The following is a 21813-nucleotide window of genomic DNA, read 5'->3' on the forward strand; positions in this document are numbered from 1 at the left end:
TTAACACATTGGGGTTCATTAGGAGTTTCACGATGGAAATGCTGAAGTTTGGTAAGTTTGCTGCGCTGGCTCTGGCCATGGCTGTAGCTGTAGGTTGCTCTTCGAAAGGCGGCGACAACGCTGGTCAAGCAGCTGTAGACCCTAACGCTGGTTACGGCGCAAACACCGGTGCCGTTGATGGCTCCCTGAGCGAAGAAGCTGCTCTGCGCGCAATCACCACCTTCTACTTCGAATACGACAGCTCGGACCTGAAACCAGAAGCCATGCGCGCTCTGGACGTCCACGCTAAAGACCTGAAAGCCAATGGCGCTCACGTCGTACTGGAAGGTAACACCGACGAACGCGGTACTCGCGAGTACAACATGGCTCTGGGCGAGCGTCGTGCGAAAGCCGTTCAACGCTACCTGGTCCTGCAAGGCGTTTCGCCAGCTCAGCTGGAAGTCGTTTCGTACGGCGAAGAGCGTCCAGTTGCAACTGGCAACGACGAACAGTCGTGGGCTCAGAACCGTCGCGTCGAACTGCGTAAGTAATTCGATATGCGAACGTGCCGCCGTGCTGTAACTATTCTGGCTCTCGCCTTGCCACTCGTGGCATGGGCCGAGGTTCCTGTGGTTGATGGTGATGGTTCCAGCAATGGGGTCAGCAGTAATCCGCCATCGGGTTATGGCACGAGCGGCGCCTACGCTGACTCCGGGGCGCAAGCCCCGGTGTCTGCGCAAGGCCAGCTGTTCATGCAACTGCAGCAAATGCAGGAAGACATCGCGCGTTTGCGCGGACAGGTCGAAGTCCAGCAAAACGATATCCAGCAGCTTAAACAGCAGGGTCTGGAGCGTTATCAGGAACTCGATCGTCGCATTGGAACCGGCACTGCACCTGCAGCCGCCGCGCCTTCCGAGAATTCTCAAGCCGGTGGCGATGTAAACGCCGCCGGTACCCCGGTGCCTCCGTCAGCAGCCGCCCAGGCGCCTGCGGCCAGCACCGAGCCGGGTGACCCGGCCAAGGAAAAACTGTACTACGATGCCGCCTTCGACCTGATCAAGGCCAAGGACTTCGACAAGGCCAGCCTGGCGTTCGCCGCCTTTCTGCGCAAATACCCCAACAGCCAGTACGCGGGTAACGCCCAGTACTGGTTGGGTGAAGTGAACCTGGCCAAGGGTGACCTGCAAGGCGCCGGGCAGGCTTTTGCCAAGGTCAGCCAGCTGTACCCCAAGCACGCCAAGGTGCCGGATTCGCTGTACAAGCTGGCTGATGTCGAGCGTCGCCTGGGTCATACCGACCGCGTCAAAGGCATTCTTCAGCAGGTTGTAAGCCAATACCCTGGCACCTCCGCTGCCCAACTGGCGCAGCGTGACCTGCAGAAAATGTAAGCTGGCACTGCCAACTTGAAGAAACCCGCGCTTGTCGCGGGTTTTTTCGTTAGAATTGTTGCCCTTTTATTCGAACACGCTTCCCTGAACTACGCGTTGGCGGGTTCTTCGAAGTGCCCAACGGAGGCGGTCAGCCTGTTTAGCTGTCCCGCCCGTGGACCCTATGCAAGACACATTACGCATTACCGAAGTCTTCTACTCGTTGCAGGGTGAGACTCGTACCGCGGGCCTGCCCACGGTTTTCGTACGCCTGACCGGTTGCCCCTTGCGCTGCCAGTACTGCGACAGTGCCTACGCCTTCACCGGCGGCACCATTCGCACCCTGGAATCGATCATGGAGCAAGTGGCCGGCTTCAAGCCGCGCTATGTCTGCGTCACCGGCGGTGAGCCGCTGGCCCAGCCCAATGCCATCCCCCTGATCAAGCAACTGTGCGATGCCGGCTATGAAGTGTCGGTGGAAACCAGTGGTGCGCTGGACATCTCCAAGGTGGACACCCGCGCCAGCCGGGTGCTGGACCTCAAAACCCCGGCCTCTGAAGAGTCGCATCGCAACCGCTACGAAAACATCGAGTTGCTGACCCCCAATGACCAGGTCAAGTTTGTGATCTGCTCGCGGGACGACTATGACTGGGCGGTATCCAAGCTCATTCAGTACGGCCTGGACCGTCGCGTCAGCGATGTACTGTTCTCGCCGAGCAAGAGCGAGCTGAGCGGCACCGACCTGGCAGACTGGATCGTCGCTGACAACCTGCCTGTACGCTTCCAGTTGCAATTGCATAAACTGCTGTGGAACGACGAACCCGGCCGCTGATTCGCAGGCCCAACACGAACCTGTAGCCGCGGCCTGGCGGCAGCGGTCACAGCCGCATTCGCAGCCTCATCGAAGGACACCAGACATGACTGACAAAAAAGCGGTAATCCTGCTCTCCGGCGGCCTGGACTCGGCCACCGTCGTCGCCATGGCCAAGGCCGAAGGCTACAGCTGCTACACCATGAGCTTCGACTACGGCCAGCGCCACCGCGCCGAGTTGGACGCTGCCGCCCGCGTGGCCAAGGACCTGGGGGCGGTGGAGCACAAAGTCATCGGGCTGAGCCTGAACGGCATCGGCGGCTCGGCCCTCACCGACAGCAGCATCGACGTGCCCGAGGCGCCTACCGTGGGCATCCCGGTGACCTACGTGCCGGCGCGCAACACGGTGTTCCTGTCCCTGGCCCTGGGCTGGGCAGAAGTGCTGGGCGCACGGGACATCTTCATCGGCGTCAACGCCGTGGACTATTCCGGCTACCCGGACTGCCGCCCCGAGTTCGTCGAGGCGTTCGAGCGCATGGCCAACCTGGCCACCAAGGCGGGCGTGGAAGGGCAGGGCTTCAGCATCAAGGCGCCGCTGCAAAACCTCAGCAAGGCTGACATCGTCAAGGCCGGTATGGAGCACGGCGTGGACTACAGCCTTACTGTTTCCTGCTACCAGGCCGACGATCAGGGCCGCGCCTGCCGCAAATGCGACAGCTGCCGCCTGCGCGCAGAAGGCTTCGCGGCGGCCGGTGTCAGCGACCCAACGCGCTATTTTTGATCTTTTTCAAATAACTTGTTGAATTCTCGTTAGAAATCAGTATTATACGCCCAACAACACAGCGGGTCGTTAGCTCAGTTGGTAGAGCAGTTGGCTTTTAACCAATTGGTCGTAGGTTCGAGTCCCACACGACCCACCATATGCGGTAAGAAAAAAGCCGGAAGCGTTCAGCGCCTCCGGCTTTTTTTCGTCCTCGATTTTCTTGCCTTGATCAAATGACGCGGTCATTGCAAAAAAGTCTTGAATTTGCGTTATAAACCAGTATTATGCGCACCCCAACACAGCGGGTCGTTAGCTCAGTTGGTAGAGCAGTTGGCTTTTAACCAATTGGTCGTAGGTTCGAATCCCACACGACCCACCATATGCATCAAGAAAAAAGCCGGAAAACACATCGTGTTCTCCGGCTTTTTTTCGTCTGTGATTTTTAGTGCGTGGCGCTGTTGATATGGTCCGCCAGGTAATCAATCAACGCCCTGCACTTGGGCGGCAGGTAGCGGTTGGGCGGGTACAGAATCCAGGCCTTGCCGTGGTAAGTGGTCTCGTAGCGCCAGTCACTCAGCACTTCGACTATCTGCTGGTTGGCCAAGGCTTCGGCAGCGGTGAAGAAGGGCAGGCAACCCACGCCCAGGTTGGCCAGCACAGCATTCAGGCGCACCTCGCTGTGGTTGCTGACGAAGCGGCCTTTGACGTTGACGGTCACCTTGTCGCCGCTAGGCGCGTGACGCAGTTGCCAACGGTTGTCGCTGGGGGTTTCGCCCAGGTAGATACAACTGTGATGGCTCAGGTCTTCGGGGTGCACCGGCGTGCCGGCCTGCGCCAGGTAATGTTCGCTGGCACACAGCACGTGGTGCACGTCGAGCAACGGGCGGGCGGCCAGGCCCAGGGGCGGGGTATCGGTGATGCGCACCAGCAGGTCGAAGTCGTCGCTGATCAGGGCGCCGGGCTGGTCGCTGAGCATCAGTTGCACGTCCACTTGCGGGTACAGACGCAGGAACTCGGGTATCAGCGGGCTGATGATGATTTTGCCGAAGGCCTTGGGCGCACTGATCTTGATCAAACCCTGGGGGCTGCTGACGAAGCGCTCGGCTATTTCCTGTACGGCGCGCGCGGACTCCACCATTTCCTGGCAACGGACGAACACCTGGGTGCCCACTTCGGTGAGGCGCAGCTTGCGCGTGGTGCGTTCCAACAGTTTGACGCTCAGGGCGCTTTCCAGCGTGGCGATCTGCCGGCTCACCGCCGAGGCGGTCAGCCCCACTTGCTCGGCGGCCGCAGAGAAGCTGCCCAGCTCTACCACCTTCACAAACACCGACATGTACGGCATCAGCCGATTGGTTGATTCGTTCTCGTGGCGCAAAACTGTTGTCCTGAAAGCTGGGCTAATAGCCAGTCACGGGGCCGTCGATAATCCGGGCACTGGTTGCAATCTCACTCACTGGCCTCAGGAGAGCCCGCTGCATGACCCGAGAAATGGATGTTCGAAGCCTGGATGACCTGGCTTTCATAGCCGAACGCACGCCCCATGTACTGACTTTGTTCAGCGGTGGCCTGGACAGCAGTTACCTGCTGTACCAACTGTCGAAGCTCGACTGCAAGGTCACGGCGCTGGCAGTGGATCTGGATGAAGGGGCAGATTACGCGGAACTGGAACGCATCACAAACTTCTTCGGGGCCACGCTGATGGTGGTGGACGGGCGCTCCGCGTTCGTTGAACAGGCTGTGCTGCCGGCCATTCAGGCCCAGGCGCAATACTTGGGCATGTACCCGATCAGCTCGTCATTGTCGCGGCCCATCATTGCCCGCTTCGCTGTGGAAACCGCCCACAAGCTGGGTTGCGGCGCGTTGCTGCACACCGCCAACCAGTCGCAGAACAGCCTGCGCCGCCTCAATGGCGCCATCAAGCAGCTGGGCTACACCGGCTTCACGGGCAGCCCTTACGAATACTCGGCGTTGACCCGCCAGGAAAAAGTGGCGCAGTTGAGCGCCGCCGGGCTCAGCGGTTTTCAGACCCGGGGCATGAGTGGCGACGCCAACCTGTGGGTGCGCGAATACGAGTCGGGCTGCCTGGACAACCCGGAAGACTTCACCGTGTCGCCCGATATCTACCGCTGGACCCGCGCCCGCCAGCCTCGCGAAGTGGATCGCCTGGAGATCGAGTTCCGTGGCGGCCGGCCGTTTGCCCTGAACGGGCAGATCCTGCCGTTGATCGAGCTGATTCACCAGCTCAACCACTTGGCGGGGTGCTTCCAGATAGGCCGCTACAGTGGGCTGGAACACCTGGAAGGTGGCGAGAAGGTATTGGAGGTGCGCGAGGCGCCGGCGGCGGCCGTACTGTTGCAGGCCTACCGCACCCTGGAAACGGCGGTGCTGGATGCCGAGCTGATCCGTGAAAAGATCACCCAGGAACAGCTGTGGGTGCGCGAAGCCATCGAGGGCCGCTGGTTCGGCGCCCTGCATGGCGCCGCCACTGCATTCATTGCCCACACGGCCGCGTCGGTGACCGGCAAAGTGACCCTGCAGTTGAGCGAGGGCAGCGCTCAACTGGCCGCCATCAAGGCGCCGGCAGCGTTGTACCTCACCGACCGCGACCAGTGGGAAAAGGACATCGCTCGTGAACGTGGCAGCCGCAGCCTGGCCGAACAGCATGCACGCCGCCCGCTGCGCAGCGCGGCGCAGGCTGAAGGAGTAAGCCCATGAGCCTTGCCTGTGCGCAAATCGTGCTGGACGCCCAAGCCGTCCAGTCCATGGGCGACGACATCAACAAACACGGCTGGGCCTACCGCGACGGTCAGGGCCTGGCCCAGCGCTTCAACCTGGATGCCGACAGCTGGGCCGAGTTCGCCAGTTACTGGGATGGCCTGGTGCTGGACGAGTACATGGCCGACAGGGGCACCTATCGCTTGCGTCGCTACAGCGAGTTCGACTATCGGGTCGGCGGCAGCCTGCACAAGTTGCCCCATGCACCGTACGAGCAGGCCAGGTACATCAACACCCTCAACGGGGGTGTGGCCCGGCACTTCCTGCCGCTGGAAGACGGCATGGTCGAGCATCCGTTTTTCACCGCACTGCTCAGCGGCATGGCGCGGGTGTTCGACCGCGCGGCGGGGGCCACCTGTGACTGGAACATCCGCCTGCACCCCTACCGCATCGTGACCAACGATGCCGAGCAGGGCAAACCGACCCCCGAGGGGCGGCATCGTGATGGGGTGGACTATATCGTCATGCTGCTGATTCGCCGGGTCGGTATCACCGGCGGTACCACGCGGGTCTCGAACCCGCTGAACAAGACACTGTGCGAAGTGACCCTGGCCAATGGCCTTGACATGATCGTCGGCGATGACCAGCAGATCATGCACGAGGTCTCGCCCATCAATAGCCTGGAAATCGGGCGCCAGGGCCACCGCGACGCGTTGGTCATCGCCTTTACCCGCAAGGGGGGTTGAATATGTCGTTATCGAAAATACGCATCGCCGAAATCATGTTGCTACTGGTGGCGTTCATCTGGGGTACCAGCTACGGCGTGGCCAAGGGTGCCCTGGTGTTCTACCCGGTCATGGGCTTTCTGAGCGTACGCTTCATCATGACCTTTGTGCTGTTGTTGCCGGCACTGCGCGGGCATCTGAAGAAGGCACTGCTACCTGGGCTCGCGCTGGGCACCATCCTGCTGGGGATTTTTCTCAGCGAGACCTATGGCGTGCACCTGACCACTGCCAGCAACGCAGCCTTCCTGATCAGCCTGTGCGTGGTGCTGACGCCCCTGGTGGAGTGGGCGGTGTTTCGCCGCCGTCCCAGCGCCGAGGCCATCGGCATTGCGTGCCTGTCGCTGGTGGGTGCGATGATGCTCACCGGCGCCTCGCAAGTTGAGATGAACCTGGGTGACTGGTTGATGATCCTGGCGGCACTGTTGCGCGCGTTCATGGTGTGTTCCACCAAGTACCTGCTGCAGAACGTCAAGATACCCGCGTTGGCGCTGACGGCGGTGCAGGTGGGGGTAGTGGGCTTTGGCAGTTTGCTGATTCTGTTGCTGACCACCGGCGGCGTGCCGGCGTTACCCACCGAGGTGTCGTTCTGGACGGCGACGGTCTACCTGGTGGTGTTCTGCACGCTGTTTGCTTTCTTTGCACAGAACTACGCGCTGCAACATGCCAGCCCCACACGCGCGGCGCTGCTGATGGGCTCCGAACCGCTGTTTGGGGCGTGCTTCGCGGTGCTGTGGCTCAACGAGCAACTGACGCCGCTGGCTTGGTGTGGCGGCGGTTTGATCCTGATTGCGGCGCTGGTGGGTGGGCGCCCAGAGAAAGTGGTGAAGGCGCCGGTACCAGCCTGACTCACCCGCAGGAAAGGTGCAGCACGCTGCCGTCGCTGATCGCCGCGTTCCAGGTGTATCGGCAACGGTAACGGTCCACCTGCCGTTGCAGCCCAGCGTCCAGGCCACTGGTGTTGTGCTGAAGGTCCAGCGGTGCACCCAGCAGGTAAAACGCCTGGGTATGCCGGGCCTGGAACAAGGCATCGATCGAGCCTGCTTGCACAAAGCGGTGCCTGGCCAGGCCCGGGTCCAGCGCTCGGTAACGGGCCACGGCCGCTTGCGCCCAGCGTTGCACCAGAATCTCGCTGGCTGGCAACGCCGACACCTGTTGATACAGGCTGTCTTTCCCCGGGTAGCCATAGCGCGCATCGCCCGAAGGCATCAGCAAATGGCAGGCCAGCAGCGCCACCAGTAGCCACCCCAGCCATCGCGGCATCCGCCCCGGTGTTGCCAGCAACTGGGCGATTACCAGCGCGTCCATCACCATGCTCATGGCCACCAGCCACAGCCATTGCCGAGCATTGCCCAGAGGCAGCAGGCCCGTAAGGTGAGTAAACAGCAACAACCCCAGCGCCAGCAGGAACGCGCGGTTCAGGGTGCGGGCCAGGCCGTGTCCAAAACGCGTGAGCAAGGCCAATTGCGCAGCCACCGAAACGCCCATCAGCGGCGCACCATAGGCGCTCAGCGCGGCAGACCAGGCGTCGTTGTCAGACAGGTTATGGGGCTGCATGTACACCCAGGACAACAACCCGCTCACCAGCCACAGCATCGCCTCAACGGGGTGCCCAGACTGGCTGGCAACAATGGCCAGCACCAGCAGAAAGCCTGTGCTCAAGGCCAGCAGGTGAAAGGTGATTTCGCTGAACAGTACCGGGCTGCCCAGGCAATGCCCGAACACCACCAAGGCCAGCAACCAGCACCCATGGCGCCAAGGGCGCAGCGCGGTTGCCAGTGCCGATGCCAGCAGCAACACAATCGCCAAGGTCCACAGCCGTAGCGACGGTACGGTAAACGGCAAGCGTGCGCCCAGTGGGGCAAAACACAGGCATAGGTAGACGCTGGCCAGCAGGCCAGGGGCGAAGCAACTGCGTGCAGTGGGCAAGGCCTGGCTGCTCATGAAAGCCCCCTTCGATAAAGTTCGAAACCCTGTGGCCGCTGCCGCAGGCTACAGCTGGGGTGAGGTTACGACGCCGGATGCCGGTAGTAGCGGGTGGCAGCCCGCAGGGCGCGCTCGATCGCAGGCAACGACGCCTCACCGCGGCCGGTGAGCATCTCGACACTCACCACATGCTGGGGCAGGTAACCGCGCAGCGCGGCCAGCACCCGCGGATGGTCCGTGGTGCCATCGCCCAGTGGCACCAGGCCGGGTTCGCTGGCATGCACATGGCCGATCAGCTCACTGCACTCATGCAACACCCGGGCAACGTCTTCGCCGTTGATGGTCAGGGCACCGGTGTCCAGTTGCATGCGGATTGCGCCATGGGCCACGCGCCGCACCACTTCGGCCGTCTCTGCACTGGTGAGCATGAAGTTGGCGCCGTAGCGCGCCGGCACCGGCTCCAGGCAAATGGTCACCCCGTGGTCGTGGGCAATGTCGCCCAGTTGGCGAAAGAAGGCCGTGGCAATGTCCAGGCTTTGCTGGGCCCCCAGGCCATTGCAGTCGCGGTTTTTCGGCGAGCCGAACACCAGCCGGGTGGCGCCCAGGCCGGCGGCGATACGGCACACCGCAGTCAGGTGCAGCAACAGGGCGGCCTGGCTGTGTGCGCCGGCGAACAGGTTCAGCCCCGTGGTACCGAAGCATAGTGACTGCATGCCGGTGATTTCGATGCCTCGCGAGCGCCACCAGCGGCGCACCTGGGCCACCCGTGCTTCGCACACGTGCTGCGGGTTGGGAAAATACTGACTGGGCGCGATGTCGATTGCGTCGATCTGCAAGCGCTGTAGCAACTGGCTGACGGCGATGTCATCCGCCCGTTCCCAGGCGATGCTGGAGAGTGCGAGCCGCATGGTCGTGCCTCCGGGCTGTCGGACGTGAGCACTGGGCAAGGTGGGGCGAGGCAAAAGGTGGGCAGGCTACCGCCCCGGCCCGGTGCGGGCGAGAGGGCGCAGGCAATGGAAATTGCGTGGCAAAACAGAGGCTAGTGCAGGGTGTGTGGGTTGGCCAGTCAACGTGTCGAAAAAACGCCGACCATCCGCCCGTCTGTCCGATGGGAAGCGGCCGCAGCCACGTGGTTGAGTGCAGCCGGGCAACCAACGCCCGCACGGCGTGCCCGGCGGCTTGAAAAAAATCTTTGGAAATCATCTCATTGGCTGTAGCCTTCCTCGGCGCGGCGGTATGTACCGCCAGCGAAACACGCCCAGGCTCGCGTAAGCTCGGGTGGTATACTCGACTTTCGCGCACAAGCGCCTGCAGGTCTTGCCAACATGACGCAGATTTCCGAACGCCTTCTGGTCCAGGCCCACCTCGACGCCAAGCAGCCCAAGCCGCTGACGCCCGAGCAGGAAGCCGACTACCGCGCTGCCATCGCTGCCGAGCTCAAGGCTCAGGACGCAGTCTTGGTGGCCCACTTCTATTGTGACCCAGTGATCCAGGCCTTGGCCGAGGAAACCGGTGGTTGCGTGTCCGACTCCCTGGAAATGGCCCGCTTCGGCAAGAACCACCCTGCCAAGACCGTGGTGGTGGCCGGCGTGCGCTTCATGGGAGAAACCGCGAAAATCCTCACCCCGGAAAAGCGCGTGCTGATGCCCACGCTCGATGCCACCTGCTCGCTGGACCTGGGCTGCCCGGTGGAGGACTTCTCGGCGTTTTGCGACCAGCACCCGGAGCGCACGGTGGTGGTGTACGCCAATACCTCGGCGGCCGTGAAAGCGCGTGCCGACTGGGTAGTGACCTCCAGCTGCGCGCTGGAAATCGTCGAAAGCCTGATGGACAACGGCGAGACCATCATCTGGGGGCCCGACAAGCATCTGGGCCGCTACATCCAGAAGCAGACCGGTGCCGACATGCTCCTGTGGGACGGTTCGTGCATCGTTCACGAAGAGTTCAAGTGGCGTCAGCTGGAAGACATGAAGGCCCTTTACCCGGATGCCGCCATCCTGGTGCACCCCGAGTCGCCGGAGTCGGTGATTGAGCTGGCCGATGCAGTGGGCTCCACCAGCCAGCTGATTGCCGCTGCCCAGCGCTTGCCGAACAAGACGTTCATCGTCGCCACCGACCGCGGCATCTTCTACAAGATGCAGCAGTTGTGCCCGGACAAGATCTTCGTCGAGGCGCCTACGGCGGGCAACGGCGCGGCCTGCCGCAGCTGCGCGCATTGCCCGTGGATGGCCATGAACACCCTGGAGCGCACGCTGACCGCGTTGCGCGAAGGCCGCAACGAGATCATCGTCGACCCGGCGCTGATTCCCCAGGCCATTCGCCCGCTCAAGCGCATGCTCGACTTCACGCAAGCGGCGCGCATGAAGGTTGCTGGCAACGCCTGAGCCGCTTCAGGCCTGGCTGACCACGCCCGCCGCCGGTGGTGGGCTGGTCAGGCGCCGGTTCAGGTCCAGCCACTGCCCCAAGGCCAGCATCAGGCCCAACCCCGCCAGGGCCGTGGCAACCTGCATGGGCAGGCGATCACCGCCCAGTGCATTGGCCATGTCCGCCAGCGGCGCCAGCAGCACGCTCAGGCAAAACACCTCCAGCGAATAGCGGCCCATCATCGCCACTTTCTGTACCAGCCAGTGCTGCAGCCATTGGCCCGACGGCACCAGCTTGGCCACGCAATAGGCCATCGCCAGGAAGTGCAGCAGGCGCACCGGCGCCAGGTCGGTCTTGCTGATGGGGTACAGGCGTTCGGCAATCCATTGCGGCATCAACGCATCGTGCAGCGCCGGCCAGCGCCAGCTCAGCACAATGAACGCGCTGATACCCACCACCACCGCGCAGGTCATGAACAGCGGCTGCTGGCGCAATGGGCGCAGGTCCTGCACCTGGGGCGCCTGGCTGTGCAACGCCGCTGCGCCGCCCAGCACGAACAGCGCCTGCCAGGCGTACGGGTTGAAATACCACAGGCCATTGCCGTGGGCCGGAATGTTCCAGCCAAACCACTGGGTCAGCCCGTACACCGCCAGCGACAACCCCACGGTATGCACGGTGTGCTTGATCAGCAGGGGCAGCACCAGCGGCAACCCGGCCAGCAGCACGATGTACAACGGCAGCGGGTCCATCAGGTTGGGCTTGAAACGCAGCAGCAACTCATCCACCAGCGCCTGCTGGGGGTTGAGGATGAAATAGTTGAGGTTCATTTCCTGGATCATGTCGCGGGTTTCGACATGGCTGTTGGCAACGAAAATGATGCCCATCAGCAGCACCAGCAGGAAGATGTGCACCACGTACAGCACCCAGGCGCGTCGCAGGATGCGCACCGTGGCAATCAGGTAACCGCTGCGCAGGGCGATCTTGCCGTAGGCCAGCACGGCGGCATAACCGGCCAGGAACACAAAGATCTCGGCGGCATCGCTGAAGCCCACGTTGCGCGCGGTGAAGTTGGCGAGCGGGTTTTGCGGTATGTGATCCCACAGGATGAAGACCAGCGCCAAGCCACGATAGAAGTCGATGCGGTGGTCGCGCCGGGTGATCATGATGATTGGCCTTGATCGATAAGTGGTTGAATAAGGAGAGGCGCACGGCCTTGCAGGTTCCGTCAAAACCCGGGTGGCCGATCAGCGGCGGGGAGGTTGGCGTTTTTTCCGGGTGATTGCAAAAGCCGGGTTATTACTGAATGTCACAAAGGCGTCGCAAAGCGGTGGTTTGCATCACCCATTCACTAACCTGATGGTGCATGAGGCTTGCGCCTTCCTTCACTAGACTGGGCCCTACCATTCAAGGAACAACAGGGCATTGGCTATGCACAATCGCATGATGATCACTGGCGCAGGTTCGGGCCTGGGCCGCGAAATAGCGCTGCGCTGGGCGCGCGAGGGTTGGCGCCTGGCGTTGTCGGACGTCAACGAGGCCGGCCTGCAGGAAACCCTGAAACGGGTGCGCGAGGCGGGCGGCGATGGCTTCGTGCAGCGCTGTGATGTGCGCGACTACAGTCAGTTGACGGCCTTGGCCCAAGCGTGTGAAGAAAAGCTGGGCGGCATCGACGTGATCGTCAACAACGCCGGCGTGGCCTCTGGCGGCTTCTTCAGCGAGTTGCAACTGGAAGACTGGGACTGGCAGATCGCAATCAACCTGATGGGCGTGGTCAAGGGCTGCAAGGCGTTCCTGCCGTTGCTGGAGAAAAGCAAAGGCAAGATCATCAACATCGCCTCCATGGCCGCGCTGATGCAAGGCCCGGCCATGAGCAACTACAACGTGGCCAAGGCGGGTGTGGTGGCGCTGTCCGAAAGCCTGCTGGTGGAATTGCGCCAGCAGGAAGTGGGGGTGCACGTGGTGTGCCCGTCGTTCTTCCAGACCAACCTGCTCGACTCGTTCCGTGGCCCCACGCCGGCCATGAAAGCCCAAGTGGGCAAGCTGCTGGAAAGCTCGCCCATCAGCGCGGCGGACATTGCCGATTATGTCTACCAGCAGGTGGCCGAGGGCCAGTTCATGATCCTGCCCCACGAGCAGGGGCGCATGGCCTGGCAGCTCAAGCAACAGAACCCGCAATTGCTTTACAACGAAATGGCCAGCATGGCGGAAAAAATGCGCGCCAAGGCCCGCCCCAGCGCTGATTGAAGCAGGCCCACACTGCCGCTGCCGCCAGGCTACGCGGGGCCCTGGCGTTCACTGAAAGTGTCAGCAAGGCCGCTGGCCTGCACAGCCTGGCGGCCGCGGCTGCACGCGGCTGCCGCGGCCGTGCTGGCGCCTGGGGCGCAACTCAGGGAAGATCCTGCCTTTTACAGGACGCTCCCATGCTCAATTACCTGTGGTTCTTCCTCGCGGCGGTGTTCGAGATCGCCGGCTGCTACGCCTTCTACCTGTGGCTGCGCCTGGGCAAGAGCGCCTGGTGGGCGGTGCCTGCGTTGCTCAGCCTGACCTGCTTCGCCCTGTTGCTCACCCGCGTCGAAGCGGCGTATGCCGGGCGCGCCTACGCGGCCTACGGCGGGCTCTATATCATCACTTCACTGGCTTGGCTGGCGGTCGTGGAGCGCGTGCGCCCGGCGGGCAGCGACTGGCTGGGGGCAGTGCTGTGCGTGATTGGCGCCAGCATCATCCTGTGGGGCCCGCGCTTGCACAGTTCATAAGCATGCAACAGCGTGCAAAACAGTCCGGATTCGTGCAGTCCTACGCTATTTCATCAGACGTTTCTGTAGGGCATTTCGCCAAACTGTGTAGGGCAATCCTGTTTTGATCCGTAGGTGTTGATAGCGGTCAAGGCGCGGCGCAGTCTCGTGATTCATTCAATGAAACGAGGGCGGGACGATGCTGGTATTGACGCGAGGAGTGGGTGAATCCATAGCCATTGGCAACGAAGTCTGGGTGAAGATACTGGAGGTTCGCGGCAACCAGGTGCGCTTTGGCGTTCAGGCGCCCAAGCACATCGAGATCCATCGCGCCGAAGTGTTCAGGCGCATCATGGCCCAGGCGGCGAAGCAGGCGGCACTGCCACCGGAACCTTGCGAACATCCATAATCACAACCTTCAGCAGTGCCTGTCTGGGGATGTCAGTGCCTGTTTATCTCCTGCAGGAATTTCCATAGGTCGTTGGCCGTGACGGCCTGCTCCAGCAGCTTGTCCTCTTCGCTGGTAAACGCCGTCAGGCCATATTCGTCTTCCAGGCGAGTGATCAGCATCATGATGTCCGCCTTGTCCAACCCCAGCGACTCAAGACTGACGTCGTCATGGAAGTCACCGTCGCGCAGGAAATCACTGATGAAGTTGTGCACGGTCTTGCGCATACCGAATCGTGGCATGGTCGCTTTCCTACGCTGAAGCGCGGTCGGGGAGCGTCATGCTCTGGATAACGCGGCTCAGGTCGTTGATGGTGCTGACCTGGCGCAATACACGGTCGGGGTCCAGTTGAACGCCGAACAGGCGTTCCAGGCAGTTAAACAGCTGGGCAAGGTCCAGATGTGGCGCATCGCTTTGCTGCGCGGCCAGTTGTTGCTCGATGGTGCTGTGGATATACAGCTGAATGTCTGTTCGGTTCATGGCAGACCTCGAATGCGTGCGCGCTCCGTTCAGCAATTCGTTTGCGGTACTGTCAGAACAACAGCGGCCTATCCTTATGATGTGCCGCATCCTCATGGGGATGCGGCTTTTTTCAACAGATTAGGCCAGTTTGGCGGCCAATGCAGGCCGGCGTGACAGAAGGCTGACAAGCACGAAGCTCACCAGGCCAACACCCAGGCTGTAGTAGATGGGCGTATTGGCGTCCAGGCCATCCTTGAACATGAATACCAGCGCGGTGATGAACCCAAGGCCCATGCTGCTGATGGCCCCTGCGGTGGTGGCCCGTTTCCAGAAGATAGCCCCCATCAATGGGATCAGCATGCCGCCCACCAGCAGGTTGTAGGCCAAGGTCAGGGCGCTGATCACGTCAGTCACCACCAAGGCAATACCCAGTACCACAAGGCCGGTCAGCAGGGTGAACAGGCGGTTGATGCCCAGGCTCGATTGTTTGCCGCCGCGCAGCTTTGGCAGCAGGTCTTCGGTGAGCACGGTGGAGGCGGCCAGCAGGCCGGCACTGGCGGTGGACATCATGGCGGCCAGGGCTGCGGCAATCACCAGGCCGCGAATGCCGTCAGGCAGGCTGACCTTGACGATCGCGGCGAAGGCGTTGTTGACGTTGTCCAGGTCCGGTAGCAACACGTGGGCGGCCATGCCGATCAGGGCGCAGGCCAGGCCGTAGAAAATGCAGTAGATACCGGCGGTGGTGCCGGCGTACACGGCTACTTTTTCGTTCTTGGCGGTAAACACCCGTTGCCAGATGTCCTGGCCAATCAGGATGCCAAAGAAGTAGATCATGAAGTAGGTGATGATGGTGTCCCAGCCGATACTGGTGAAGCTGAAGCTGGACGCCGGCAGCTTGGCCACCAGTTGGTCCCAGCCGCCCACACGGTACAGGCAGATGGGCAACAGGATGAACATCAGGCCCACGGTCTTGATCACGAACTGGACGATATCGGTGAGGGTCAGTGACCACATGCCGCCAATGGTCGAGTACACCACCACCACGCCACCGCCGGCCAGCACCGACAGCCAGAACGGCAGGCCGAACAGCACTTGCAGCACGGTGCCAATGGCCAGGATGGAGGTCACGCCGATCATCAGCGCGTAGGCCAGCATGATCACAGCGCTGGCCTGTCGGGCCATGGGGTTGTAGCGCTTCTCCAGCACCTGGGTGACGGTGAAGATCTTCAGTTTCAGCAACGGCTTGGCCAGGAACAGATTCAGGGCGACGATGCCCAGGCCCAGCGCCGCGCATAGCCAGAAACCGGAAATGCCGTGCACATAGCCCAACCGCACGGTACCCACGGTGGAAGCACCGCCCAATACCGTGGCGGCCATGGTGCCCATGTACAGCGACGGGCCCAGGTTGCGACCGGCCACCAGGTAGTCTTCATGGGTTTTTGCCTTGCGCATGCCGTACCAGCCGAGCAGCAACATGCCAGCCGCGTAGATCGCGACAACGAAAATATCTAAAGCCATGGGAAAACTTCTCCGCGTTTATTTCTTATAGTTGGAATACCAGTCCCGTAGAGCTGCCAGCAGGCTGCGAAGGCGCGCAAAGCGCGCCAGCGGTCGACATGACATCGCTGAAGGGCCTGCGGACCTTTTCGCAGCCTGACGGCAGCTACGGGTTATGCGGGGGTGGCACCTGCAGCGATCGGCGCGCTACCGCGCACACCGTTTGGGCCGTAGACCGCGGCCGACTCCGGAACCAGTTTCAGCAACGTCAGGTACACCACGGCCGCCAGGCCCAGGGTTACCGGCAGGCTGATGTCGATGCCGCCGGCCAGGTTGCCCAGCGGGCCAACGAACTGCCCCGGCAGGTTGACGAAGCACAGGCCCACCAGCGCGCTGGGAATCCACGCACCCAGGCCGCGCCAGTTCCAGCCGTGGTGGAACCAGTAGCGCCCACCCTGTTCACCACGGGTGAACACTTGCAGGTCATCGGGGCAGTACCAGCCGCGACGCATCAGCAGGCCGATCAGCATGATCACCATCCAAGGGGTGGTGCAGGTAATGATCAGCACCACAAAGGTGGACACGCTCTGCACCAGGTTAAAGGCGAAGCGGCCGATGAAGATGAAGGCAATCGACATCAGGCCGATCAACAAGGTGGCCTGCACCCGCGACAGCAGGCGCGGGAACACGCTGGACATGTCCAGGCCCGTACCATACAACGAGGTGGTCCCGGTGGACATGCCGCCGATCACTGCCAACAGGCACACTGGCAGGAAGAACCAGCCCGGCGATACCGCCAGCAAGCCACCCACGTAGTTGTTGTTGGCGATGTAGTCCGGCGCTTGGGTGGCGACGATGGTTGCGGTGGCCAGGCCGAACATCAGCGGCAGCAAGGTGGCCAGCTGGGCGAAGATCACCGCGCCCATGATGCGTGCCTTGGAGGTGGTGCGCGGAATGTAGCGCGACCAGTCACCCAGGAACGCACCGAACGAGATCGGGTTGCTCATGGCCACCAGCGAGGCGCCAATGAACGCGGCCCAGAAGCCGGCCTGGCCATGGGCAACGGTGCCGGCGTAGTTCACGTCGAATGCACCGGCGAAGGCGGCGATGCCCGACAGGAACAGAAGGCTGGCGGTCCACACGGCGATCTTGTTGACCCACAGCATGAAGCGGAAGCCATAAATGCACACGGCCAGTACCAGCACCGCAAACAGGCCGTAGGTCAGGCCCAGGGTCAGGTCGGTTTCCGGCAGCCCGATCAGGCGCTTGGCGCCGCCCACCAGGGCGTCACCCGAGCTCCACACCGACAGCGAGAAGAACGCGATGGCGGTCAGCAGCGACAGGAACGAGCCGACGATGCGCCCGTGCACACCGAAGTGCGCACCGGAGGACACCGCATTGTTGGTGCCGTTGATGGCGCCGAACAGCCCCATGGGCGCCAGGATCAGCGCGCCTACCAGGGTGCCCAACAGCACGGCCACCAGGCCGGCCTGGAACGACAGGCCGAACAGCACCGGAAAGCTGCCCAGCACTGCGGTGGAAAAAGTATTGGCGCCGCCGAAGATCAGGCGGAACAGGTCGAGGGGCTTGGCATTCCTTTCGTGGTCCGGGATCTGCTCGACCCCGAAGGTTTCTATCTGGCTGATGCTGTTCGTGCTGTTGTTATTGTTCATGATCTGCTCCGATCATTGCGTGGCGCCCGTCTTCGCGGGCGGCGCGGCGGCTAAGGGGAGGGCAGTGTCGAGGGTGCGGCGGATAAGTGTTCGTGGCAGGCCAGCCAATGGCCTTCTTGTTGTTGGCGAAACACAATGGTTTCGCGCTCCTGGCTAAAGCACATCTCCCCTTGCATGCGCAGCTGTGTCGCCACGTCATGCATGAATATCGCCACGTCACCTTGCAGGCTGACGCACGCGTTGCTTGAAGTGCATTCGATCACTTCGAAGCCATCCTCGCGCCGCCAGCCGTCCCACACCTCACGATAGGCATCGCGGGACAGCAACGGTTGCGCAAGGGTGTAGAACACAAAGCTGGCGTCGGCCGTGAAGGCGCCGAAATAGGCCTCACGGTCGTTGCTGGCAAAGGCGGTGACCAGGTCGCGGGCAGCTTGAAGTACTTGTTGTTCTGCGCTCATGGTCATGTCCTCAGCGGTGCACCACGCCCGGCAGTACGCAGAGCATTTCGTACAGCAGGTTGGCGCCCAGCAGCGAGGTGTTGCCGGTGGTGTCGTAGGGCGGAGAGACTTCTACCAGATCGCAGCCAATCAGGTCCAGGCCCTGGCAGCCACGCACGATCTCGATGGCCTGAATGGTGGTGAGGCCGCCAATTTCGGGGGTGCCGGTGCCAGGTGCCCAGGCAGGGTCAATGCCGTCGATGTCGAAGCTCAGGTAAACAGGGCCGTCACCGACCTTGGCGCGCACTTCTTCCATCAGCGGGGCCAGCGATTTGTGCCAGCACTCTTCGGCCTGCACCACGCGGAAACCCTGGTTGCGGCTCCAGTTGAAGTCTTCGGCGGTATAACCCTGGGCGCGCAGCCCGATTTGCACCACGCGGTCGCAGTCCAGCAGGCCTTCTTCCACGGCGCGGCGGAAGGTGGTGCCGTGGGCGATTTTCTCGCCGAACATGTGGTCGTTAACGTCAGCGTGCGCGTCGATGTGCACCAGGCCGACCTTGCCGTGCTTCTTGTGGATGGCACGCAGGATCGGCAGGGTCACGGTGTGGTCGCCGCCCAGGGTCAGCGGGATCACGTTGTGCTCGAGGATTTCGTCGTAGGCTTCTTCAATGATGCGCACGGCGTCGAGCAGGTTGAAGGTGTTGATTGCCACGTCACCGATGTCGGCTACCGACAGCGAGTCGAAGGGCGCGGCCCCGGTGGCCATGTTGTAGGGGCGGATCATCACTGATTCGGCGCGAATCTCGCGAGGGCCGAAACGGGTGCCGGAGCGCAGCGAGGTACCGATGTCCAGGGGAATACCGACGAAGGCCGCGTCCAGGCCGGCTGCGGTTTGCAGGTGCGGCAGGCGCATCATGGTGGCGATGCCGCCGAAACGCGGCATTTCGTTACCGCCCAGTGGTTGGTGAAGAATCTTGTCCACGGGTTACCCTCATCGTTTGTCTTTTTTCTTTGAGCTCGGCAGAAACCGGCACGTTGAGGCGGAGTCTGCAAAAGGTAGTGACCGAGAAGAATCGCTACCGAGAAATACTTAGTTCAGATTTTTCTGAAGTAATGCCGTTACACTGGTATTGCCTTCTTCGCGGACACGCTTCGCTCCTGCCGGTTTCGCGTTCCCTGCAGGGGCAGACCGTCTCCGCGAAACGGCCCCGCCCTGAAACAACACAGAACGACCACCATGGCCAACGCACTTCCCGACCTGAAACTGCTGCGCATCTTCGTCAGCGTCGTCCGCCACCAGGGCTTCGCCAACGCCCAGCAGGAACTGAACCTGTCCACCTCGGCCATCAGTACCTACATGAGCCAGCTGGAAGCGGCGCTGGGCATTGTGTTGTGCCATCGCGGCCGCGGCGGCTTCAGCCTCACCAGCAAGGGCGAACTGTTCCATCAGGAAACCCTGCGCCTGATGGCCGAAATGGAAGGCTTCGAGCAGTACGCCGCCGCGCTCAAGGGCGAGCTTCGCGGCACGCTCAACCTTGGTGTCATCGACTCCACCGTCAGTGACCGCGCCCTGCCGTTCGCCGAGGCCATCGGGGCGTATTGCCAGGAACACCCGGCGGTGCACCTGCACCTGTCGGTGTCCAGCCCCTACGAGCTGCAACTGGGCGTGCAGGAAAACCGCCTGGACCTGGCCATCGGCGCGTTCTCCACGCGCATGAGCGGCCTGGTCTATCAGCCGCTGTACCGCGAGCAGCATTGGCTGTATTGCAGCAATCGCCACCCGTTGTACGCCGAACGGCGCATTCCCGAGCAAGTCATCACCCAGCAGCGCATGGTCGGGCGCGGTTACTGGAGCCAGGCGGAACTGGCCCGCCATGGTTTCAAGCACAGCGCCGCCACCGTGGAAAGCATGGAAGCGCAGCTGATTCTGGTGCTGTCCGGGGCCTACATCGGCTACCTGCCCGAACACTACGCCCAGCCATGGGCAGACAAGGGCGACCTGCGGGTGTTGTCGCCGGCGACGTTCGGCTATCAGGCGCCATTTTCCATGATCACCCGCCGGGGACGCAGCCGCGAGCCGTTGATCCAGACCTTCCGCGACCTGCTCAAGGCACAGCTCACGCCTGTCTGATGGGTGCCTGTGGCGATGGGTCGCGGCGGCCAGAGGCCATTATTTGTGCGCTTTTTGAAACGTGCCGCGTCGAACGTCCCTACAACCCTGAAAGGCTCTGCTACACCTTTCAGGGCTTGATGACTTTTTTCATCTACAGCAGGGACCGCCCAGATGCGCATGAATTTGCCCGTTAGCGAACACGAACGCACGTTTTCAAGCGAACAGCGGCTGATTTCCACCACTGACCTCAACAGCCACATCACCTATTGCAACGAGGCATTCGTCAATATCAGTGGTTTCACCTATGACGAGCTGGTGGGCCAGGCGCATAACCTGGTGCGCCACCCGGACATGCCGCCGGCCGTTTTCGCGCACATGTGGGACACCATCAAGCAGGGCAAGCCGTGGATGGGCGTGGTGAAGAACCGCGCCAAGAACGGCGATTACTACTGGGTCAGCGCCTACGTCACGGCCATTTACGAGCACGGCCGCATCAGTGGGTTCGAGTCGGTGCGCTCGGTGCCCAGCCGCGAGCAGATCGGTCGTGCCACCGAGCTTTACGCACGCATGCGCGCCGGCAAATCGCCGGTTTCACCCTTGGTGCGCCTGGGCAAAGCGTTCCAGCGCGGCTGGCCTATCCTGGCGGCGGCGGTGGTGTCGGTGTTGAGCCATTTCCTGCTGGAGGGCTACCCGGCGTTGCTGGTGGTACTGGCCAGCCTGGTGGGCGCCTGGGCCCTGACCGAGCGCCGCCAGGTGCGCGACATCGAACGCACATTGGGCGAACACCCGAAATCCTTCACCAGTGCCCTGGTGGCCTTGACCTACAGTGACACACCCGGCGCCCAGGGGCGGCTGGACTTGGCCATGTTCAGCGAGGAAGCGCGTTTGCAAACCGCCCTCACGCGGCTGGTGGACGCTGGCGTCAGTGTGCGCGAGCGGGCCTCGCAGTCTTCCGGGTTGTCGGGCGCCCAGGCGCAACTGCTGGACCGCCAGCGCAGCGAAACCGATCAATCGGCCACCGCCATTGCCGAGATGGCCGCCACCATCCAGGAAGTCGCACACAACGTGCAGAATACCGCCGTGGCGGCGGCCGATGCCGACCAGCTCGCCCAGCAGGGCAGCACCCTGGCCCAGCAAAGCCTGCAGGCCATGGGCCTGATGAGCTCCGCGGTCAGCGAGATTGGCCAGGCGGTGAACGACTTGGCCCAGCAAACCCAATCCATTGGCAGCGTCGCCGACGTGATCACCGCCATTGCCGAACAGACCAACCTGCTGGCGCTCAATGCGGCCATCGAAGCAGCGCGGGCAGGGGAGCAGGGCCGTGGCTTCGCTGTGGTGGCGGACGAAGTGCGCTCGCTGGCCATGCGTACCCGTACCTCTACCGAGCAGATTCACCAGATCATTACGTCGCTGCAAACAGGGGCCGATCGCGCCGTGGCCACGGCCAATCGCGGCGAGGAAATTTCCCGTGACAGTGTGCAGAGCGTCGAGGCGGTGCAAACCGCGCTGGTGGGCATCACCCAGGCAGTGAGCCGCATCACTGGCATGAGCCAGCAAATGGCTACAGCCTCCGAGCAACAGAGCCATGTGGCCGAGGACATCAACCAGCAGATCACCCGCATTGCGCAACTGTGCGACCGCAGCGCCAGCCAGGCCCGAGAGGGCGCGCAGATCAGCCAGGAGTTGGAGCGCATGGCCGAATACCTGCACAGCCTGGCCGAGCGATTCAGCCGCTAATAAGGCA

The 21813-nt window shown here is 62.4% G+C and carries 23 protein-coding genes, 2 tRNA genes and 1 pseudogene; 16 read left to right on the top strand and 10 right to left on the bottom strand.

The annotated features are described in order from the left end of the window. Positions 1-32: 32 nt before the first annotated feature. From pal to PMM47T1_RS05360, 6 genes are all read left to right on the top strand, one after another. Positions 33-530 (top strand): peptidoglycan-associated lipoprotein Pal, encoded by a 498-nt coding sequence (gene pal / locus PMM47T1_RS05335; protein WP_008366533.1) that lies wholly within the window; start codon positions 33-35, stop codon positions 528-530. Positions 531-536: 6 nt separating this feature from the next. Next, positions 537-1367, top strand: coding sequence for a tol-pal system protein YbgF (ybgF, locus tag PMM47T1_RS05340; RefSeq protein ID WP_043300737.1), 831 nt, complete (start codon positions 537-539; stop codon positions 1365-1367). Positions 1368-1530: 163 nt separating this feature from the next. Next, positions 1531-2178, top strand: a complete 648-nt coding sequence (gene queE, locus PMM47T1_RS05345) for a 7-carboxy-7-deazaguanine synthase QueE (protein WP_008366537.1) — start codon at positions 1531-1533, stop codon at positions 2176-2178. 85 nt (positions 2179-2263) lie between these two features. Beyond that, positions 2264-2938 carry a 7-cyano-7-deazaguanine synthase QueC gene (gene queC, locus PMM47T1_RS05350; RefSeq protein WP_008366540.1) on the top strand — a complete coding sequence of 225 codons (675 nt, stop codon included), beginning with the start codon at positions 2264-2266 and terminating at the stop codon, positions 2936-2938. Positions 2939-3001: 63 nt separating this feature from the next. After that, positions 3002-3077, top strand: a tRNA-Lys gene (locus tag PMM47T1_RS05355). 146 nt (positions 3078-3223) lie between these two features. Next, positions 3224-3299: transfer RNA gene (locus tag PMM47T1_RS05360), tRNA-Lys, on the top strand. Between the two features lie 63 nt (positions 3300-3362). On the opposite strand, the gene PMM47T1_RS05365 is transcribed toward PMM47T1_RS05360, so the two are convergent. Then, positions 3363-4253 carry a LysR family transcriptional regulator gene (locus PMM47T1_RS05365; RefSeq protein ID WP_238536600.1) on the bottom strand — a complete coding sequence of 297 codons (891 nt, stop codon included), beginning with the start codon at positions 4251-4253 and terminating at the stop codon, positions 3363-3365. 143 nt (positions 4254-4396) lie between these two features. Between PMM47T1_RS05365 and PMM47T1_RS05370 the strand changes: the two genes are divergently transcribed. Genes PMM47T1_RS05370 through PMM47T1_RS05380 form a run of 3 tightly spaced genes read left to right on the top strand, consistent with a single transcriptional unit; the run spans position 4397 to position 7265 of the window. Then, on the top strand, positions 4397-5635 hold the full coding sequence (locus PMM47T1_RS05370; RefSeq protein WP_008366545.1) for an argininosuccinate synthase-related protein: 1239 nt from the start codon (positions 4397-4399) through the stop codon (positions 5633-5635). After that, positions 5632-6381: a 2OG-Fe dioxygenase family protein gene (locus tag PMM47T1_RS05375; protein WP_008366547.1), complete on the top strand. Its 750-nt coding sequence runs from the start codon at positions 5632-5634 to the stop codon at positions 6379-6381. The genes PMM47T1_RS05370 and PMM47T1_RS05375 overlap by 4 nt, the downstream gene beginning before the upstream one ends. 2 nt (positions 6382-6383) lie before the next feature. Next, entirely contained in the window at positions 6384-7265 is an 882-nt protein-coding gene (locus PMM47T1_RS05380; protein ID WP_008366549.1) for a DMT family transporter, read from the top strand. Position 7266: 1 nt separating this feature from the next. On the opposite strand, the gene PMM47T1_RS05385 is transcribed toward PMM47T1_RS05380, so the two are convergent. Together PMM47T1_RS05385 and PMM47T1_RS05390 are read right to left on the bottom strand one after the other, a co-directional pair. Further along, on the bottom strand, positions 7267-8361 hold the full coding sequence (locus PMM47T1_RS05385; protein WP_008366550.1) for a hypothetical protein: 1095 nt from the start codon (positions 8359-8361) through the stop codon (positions 7267-7269). Positions 8362-8426: 65 nt separating this feature from the next. After that, a complete protein-coding gene (locus PMM47T1_RS05390) occupies positions 8427-9251 on the bottom strand; it encodes a sugar phosphate isomerase/epimerase family protein (RefSeq protein ID WP_008366551.1) in 825 nt (274 codons plus the stop codon). A 417-nt stretch (positions 9252-9668) separates the two neighbouring features. Here PMM47T1_RS05390 and nadA point away from each other — a divergent pair, with 417 nt between their 5' ends. Beyond that, positions 9669-10727: a quinolinate synthase NadA gene (nadA, locus tag PMM47T1_RS05395; protein ID WP_008366552.1), complete on the top strand. Its 1059-nt coding sequence runs from the start codon at positions 9669-9671 to the stop codon at positions 10725-10727. Between the two features lie 6 nt (positions 10728-10733). Here the strand turns inward: nadA and PMM47T1_RS05400 are convergent, their stop codons facing one another. Further along, a complete protein-coding gene (locus PMM47T1_RS05400; protein WP_008366553.1) occupies positions 10734-11870 on the bottom strand; it encodes an OpgC family protein in 1137 nt (378 codons plus the stop codon). A gap of 265 nt (positions 11871-12135) precedes the next feature. On the opposite strand from PMM47T1_RS05400, the gene PMM47T1_RS05405 reads away from it, so the two are divergent. The 3 genes from PMM47T1_RS05405 to csrA all read left to right on the top strand — a co-directional run bounded on the left by PMM47T1_RS05405 (position 12136) and on the right by csrA (position 13848). Beyond that, complete coding sequence (locus tag PMM47T1_RS05405; RefSeq protein WP_008366554.1) at positions 12136-12951, top strand: SDR family oxidoreductase; 816 nt, start codon at positions 12136-12138, stop codon at positions 12949-12951. 176 nt (positions 12952-13127) lie between these two features. Continuing rightward, a complete protein-coding gene (locus tag PMM47T1_RS05410) occupies positions 13128-13460 on the top strand; it encodes a YnfA family protein (RefSeq protein WP_008366555.1) in 333 nt (110 codons plus the stop codon). A 178-nt stretch (positions 13461-13638) separates the two neighbouring features. After that, on the top strand, positions 13639-13848 hold the full coding sequence (csrA, locus tag PMM47T1_RS05415) for a carbon storage regulator CsrA (RefSeq protein ID WP_008366556.1): 210 nt from the start codon (positions 13639-13641) through the stop codon (positions 13846-13848). Positions 13849-13880: 32 nt separating this feature from the next. On the opposite strand, the gene PMM47T1_RS05420 is transcribed toward csrA, so the two are convergent. From PMM47T1_RS05420 to speB, 6 genes are all read right to left on the bottom strand, one after another. Next, positions 13881-14129 (bottom strand): acyl carrier protein, encoded by a 249-nt coding sequence (locus PMM47T1_RS05420; RefSeq protein ID WP_008366557.1) that lies wholly within the window; start codon positions 14127-14129, stop codon positions 13881-13883. A 10-nt stretch (positions 14130-14139) separates the two neighbouring features. Then, a complete protein-coding gene (locus tag PMM47T1_RS05425; RefSeq protein ID WP_008366558.1) occupies positions 14140-14367 on the bottom strand; it encodes a hypothetical protein in 228 nt (75 codons plus the stop codon). A gap of 120 nt (positions 14368-14487) precedes the next feature. Continuing rightward, entirely contained in the window at positions 14488-15867 is a 1380-nt protein-coding gene (locus PMM47T1_RS05430) for a sodium:solute symporter (RefSeq protein ID WP_008366559.1), read from the bottom strand. Between the two features lie 152 nt (positions 15868-16019). Beyond that, a complete protein-coding gene (locus PMM47T1_RS05435; protein WP_008366560.1) occupies positions 16020-17519 on the bottom strand; it encodes a purine-cytosine permease family protein in 1500 nt (499 codons plus the stop codon). 50 nt (positions 17520-17569) lie between these two features. Next, entirely contained in the window at positions 17570-17977 is a 408-nt protein-coding gene (locus PMM47T1_RS05440) for a YybH family protein (RefSeq protein ID WP_008366561.1), read from the bottom strand. Positions 17978-17987: 10 nt separating this feature from the next. Next, positions 17988-18938: an agmatinase gene (gene speB, locus PMM47T1_RS05445; RefSeq protein WP_008366562.1), complete on the bottom strand. Its 951-nt coding sequence runs from the start codon at positions 18936-18938 to the stop codon at positions 17988-17990. A 255-nt stretch (positions 18939-19193) separates the two neighbouring features. Between speB and PMM47T1_RS05450 the strand changes: the two genes are divergently transcribed. From PMM47T1_RS05450 to PMM47T1_RS05455, 3 genes and pseudogenes are all read left to right on the top strand, one after another. Continuing rightward, entirely contained in the window at positions 19194-20087 is an 894-nt protein-coding gene (locus PMM47T1_RS05450; RefSeq protein ID WP_008366563.1) for a LysR family transcriptional regulator, read from the top strand. A 159-nt stretch (positions 20088-20246) separates the two neighbouring features. After that, positions 20247-20522, top strand: a pseudogene (locus PMM47T1_RS30780) (PAS domain-containing protein); the annotation flags it as partial. Positions 20523-20636: 114 nt separating this feature from the next. After that, positions 20637-21806 (top strand): methyl-accepting chemotaxis protein, encoded by a 1170-nt coding sequence (locus PMM47T1_RS05455; RefSeq protein WP_425225576.1) that lies wholly within the window; start codon positions 20637-20639, stop codon positions 21804-21806. Positions 21807-21813 lie beyond the last annotated feature (7 nt).

The sequence above is a fragment of the Pseudomonas sp. M47T1 genome (genome assembly GCF_000263855.1).
Taxonomy (GTDB): Bacteria; Pseudomonadota; Gammaproteobacteria; order Pseudomonadales; family Pseudomonadaceae; genus Aquipseudomonas.

Excerpts from the sequence above, each read along its gene's own strand:
- pal (WP_008366533.1), top strand. The coding sequence starts at position 33 with ATGGAAATGCTGAAGTTTGGTAAGTTTGCTGCGCTGGCTCTGGCCATG.
- ybgF (WP_043300737.1), top strand. The coding sequence starts at position 537 with ATGCGAACGTGCCGCCGTGCTGTAACTATTCTGGCTCTCGCCTTGCCA.
- queE (WP_008366537.1), top strand. The coding sequence starts at position 1,531 with ATGCAAGACACATTACGCATTACCGAAGTCTTCTACTCGTTGCAGGGT.
- queC (WP_008366540.1), top strand. The coding sequence starts at position 2,264 with ATGACTGACAAAAAAGCGGTAATCCTGCTCTCCGGCGGCCTGGACTCG.
- PMM47T1_RS05365 (WP_238536600.1), bottom strand. The coding sequence starts at position 4,253 with ATGTCGGTGTTTGTGAAGGTGGTAGAGCTGGGCAGCTTCTCTGCGGCC.
- PMM47T1_RS05370 (WP_008366545.1), top strand. The coding sequence starts at position 4,397 with ATGACCCGAGAAATGGATGTTCGAAGCCTGGATGACCTGGCTTTCATA.
- PMM47T1_RS05375 (WP_008366547.1), top strand. The coding sequence starts at position 5,632 with ATGAGCCTTGCCTGTGCGCAAATCGTGCTGGACGCCCAAGCCGTCCAG.
- PMM47T1_RS05380 (WP_008366549.1), top strand. The coding sequence starts at position 6,384 with ATGTCGTTATCGAAAATACGCATCGCCGAAATCATGTTGCTACTGGTG.
- PMM47T1_RS05385 (WP_008366550.1), bottom strand. The coding sequence starts at position 8,361 with ATGAGCAGCCAGGCCTTGCCCACTGCACGCAGTTGCTTCGCCCCTGGC.
- PMM47T1_RS05390 (WP_008366551.1), bottom strand. The coding sequence starts at position 9,251 with ATGCGGCTCGCACTCTCCAGCATCGCCTGGGAACGGGCGGATGACATC.
- nadA (WP_008366552.1), top strand. The coding sequence starts at position 9,669 with ATGACGCAGATTTCCGAACGCCTTCTGGTCCAGGCCCACCTCGACGCC.
- PMM47T1_RS05400 (WP_008366553.1), bottom strand. The coding sequence starts at position 11,870 with ATGATCACCCGGCGCGACCACCGCATCGACTTCTATCGTGGCTTGGCG.
- PMM47T1_RS05405 (WP_008366554.1), top strand. The coding sequence starts at position 12,136 with ATGCACAATCGCATGATGATCACTGGCGCAGGTTCGGGCCTGGGCCGC.
- PMM47T1_RS05410 (WP_008366555.1), top strand. The coding sequence starts at position 13,128 with ATGCTCAATTACCTGTGGTTCTTCCTCGCGGCGGTGTTCGAGATCGCC.
- csrA (WP_008366556.1), top strand. The coding sequence starts at position 13,639 with ATGCTGGTATTGACGCGAGGAGTGGGTGAATCCATAGCCATTGGCAAC.
- PMM47T1_RS05420 (WP_008366557.1), bottom strand. The coding sequence starts at position 14,129 with ATGCCACGATTCGGTATGCGCAAGACCGTGCACAACTTCATCAGTGAT.
- PMM47T1_RS05425 (WP_008366558.1), bottom strand. The coding sequence starts at position 14,367 with ATGAACCGAACAGACATTCAGCTGTATATCCACAGCACCATCGAGCAA.
- PMM47T1_RS05430 (WP_008366559.1), bottom strand. The coding sequence starts at position 15,867 with ATGGCTTTAGATATTTTCGTTGTCGCGATCTACGCGGCTGGCATGTTG.
- PMM47T1_RS05435 (WP_008366560.1), bottom strand. The coding sequence starts at position 17,519 with ATGAACAATAACAACAGCACGAACAGCATCAGCCAGATAGAAACCTTC.
- PMM47T1_RS05440 (WP_008366561.1), bottom strand. The coding sequence starts at position 17,977 with ATGAGCGCAGAACAACAAGTACTTCAAGCTGCCCGCGACCTGGTCACC.
- PMM47T1_RS05450 (WP_008366563.1), top strand. The coding sequence starts at position 19,194 with ATGGCCAACGCACTTCCCGACCTGAAACTGCTGCGCATCTTCGTCAGC.
- PMM47T1_RS05455 (WP_425225576.1), top strand. The coding sequence starts at position 20,637 with ATGCGCGCCGGCAAATCGCCGGTTTCACCCTTGGTGCGCCTGGGCAAA.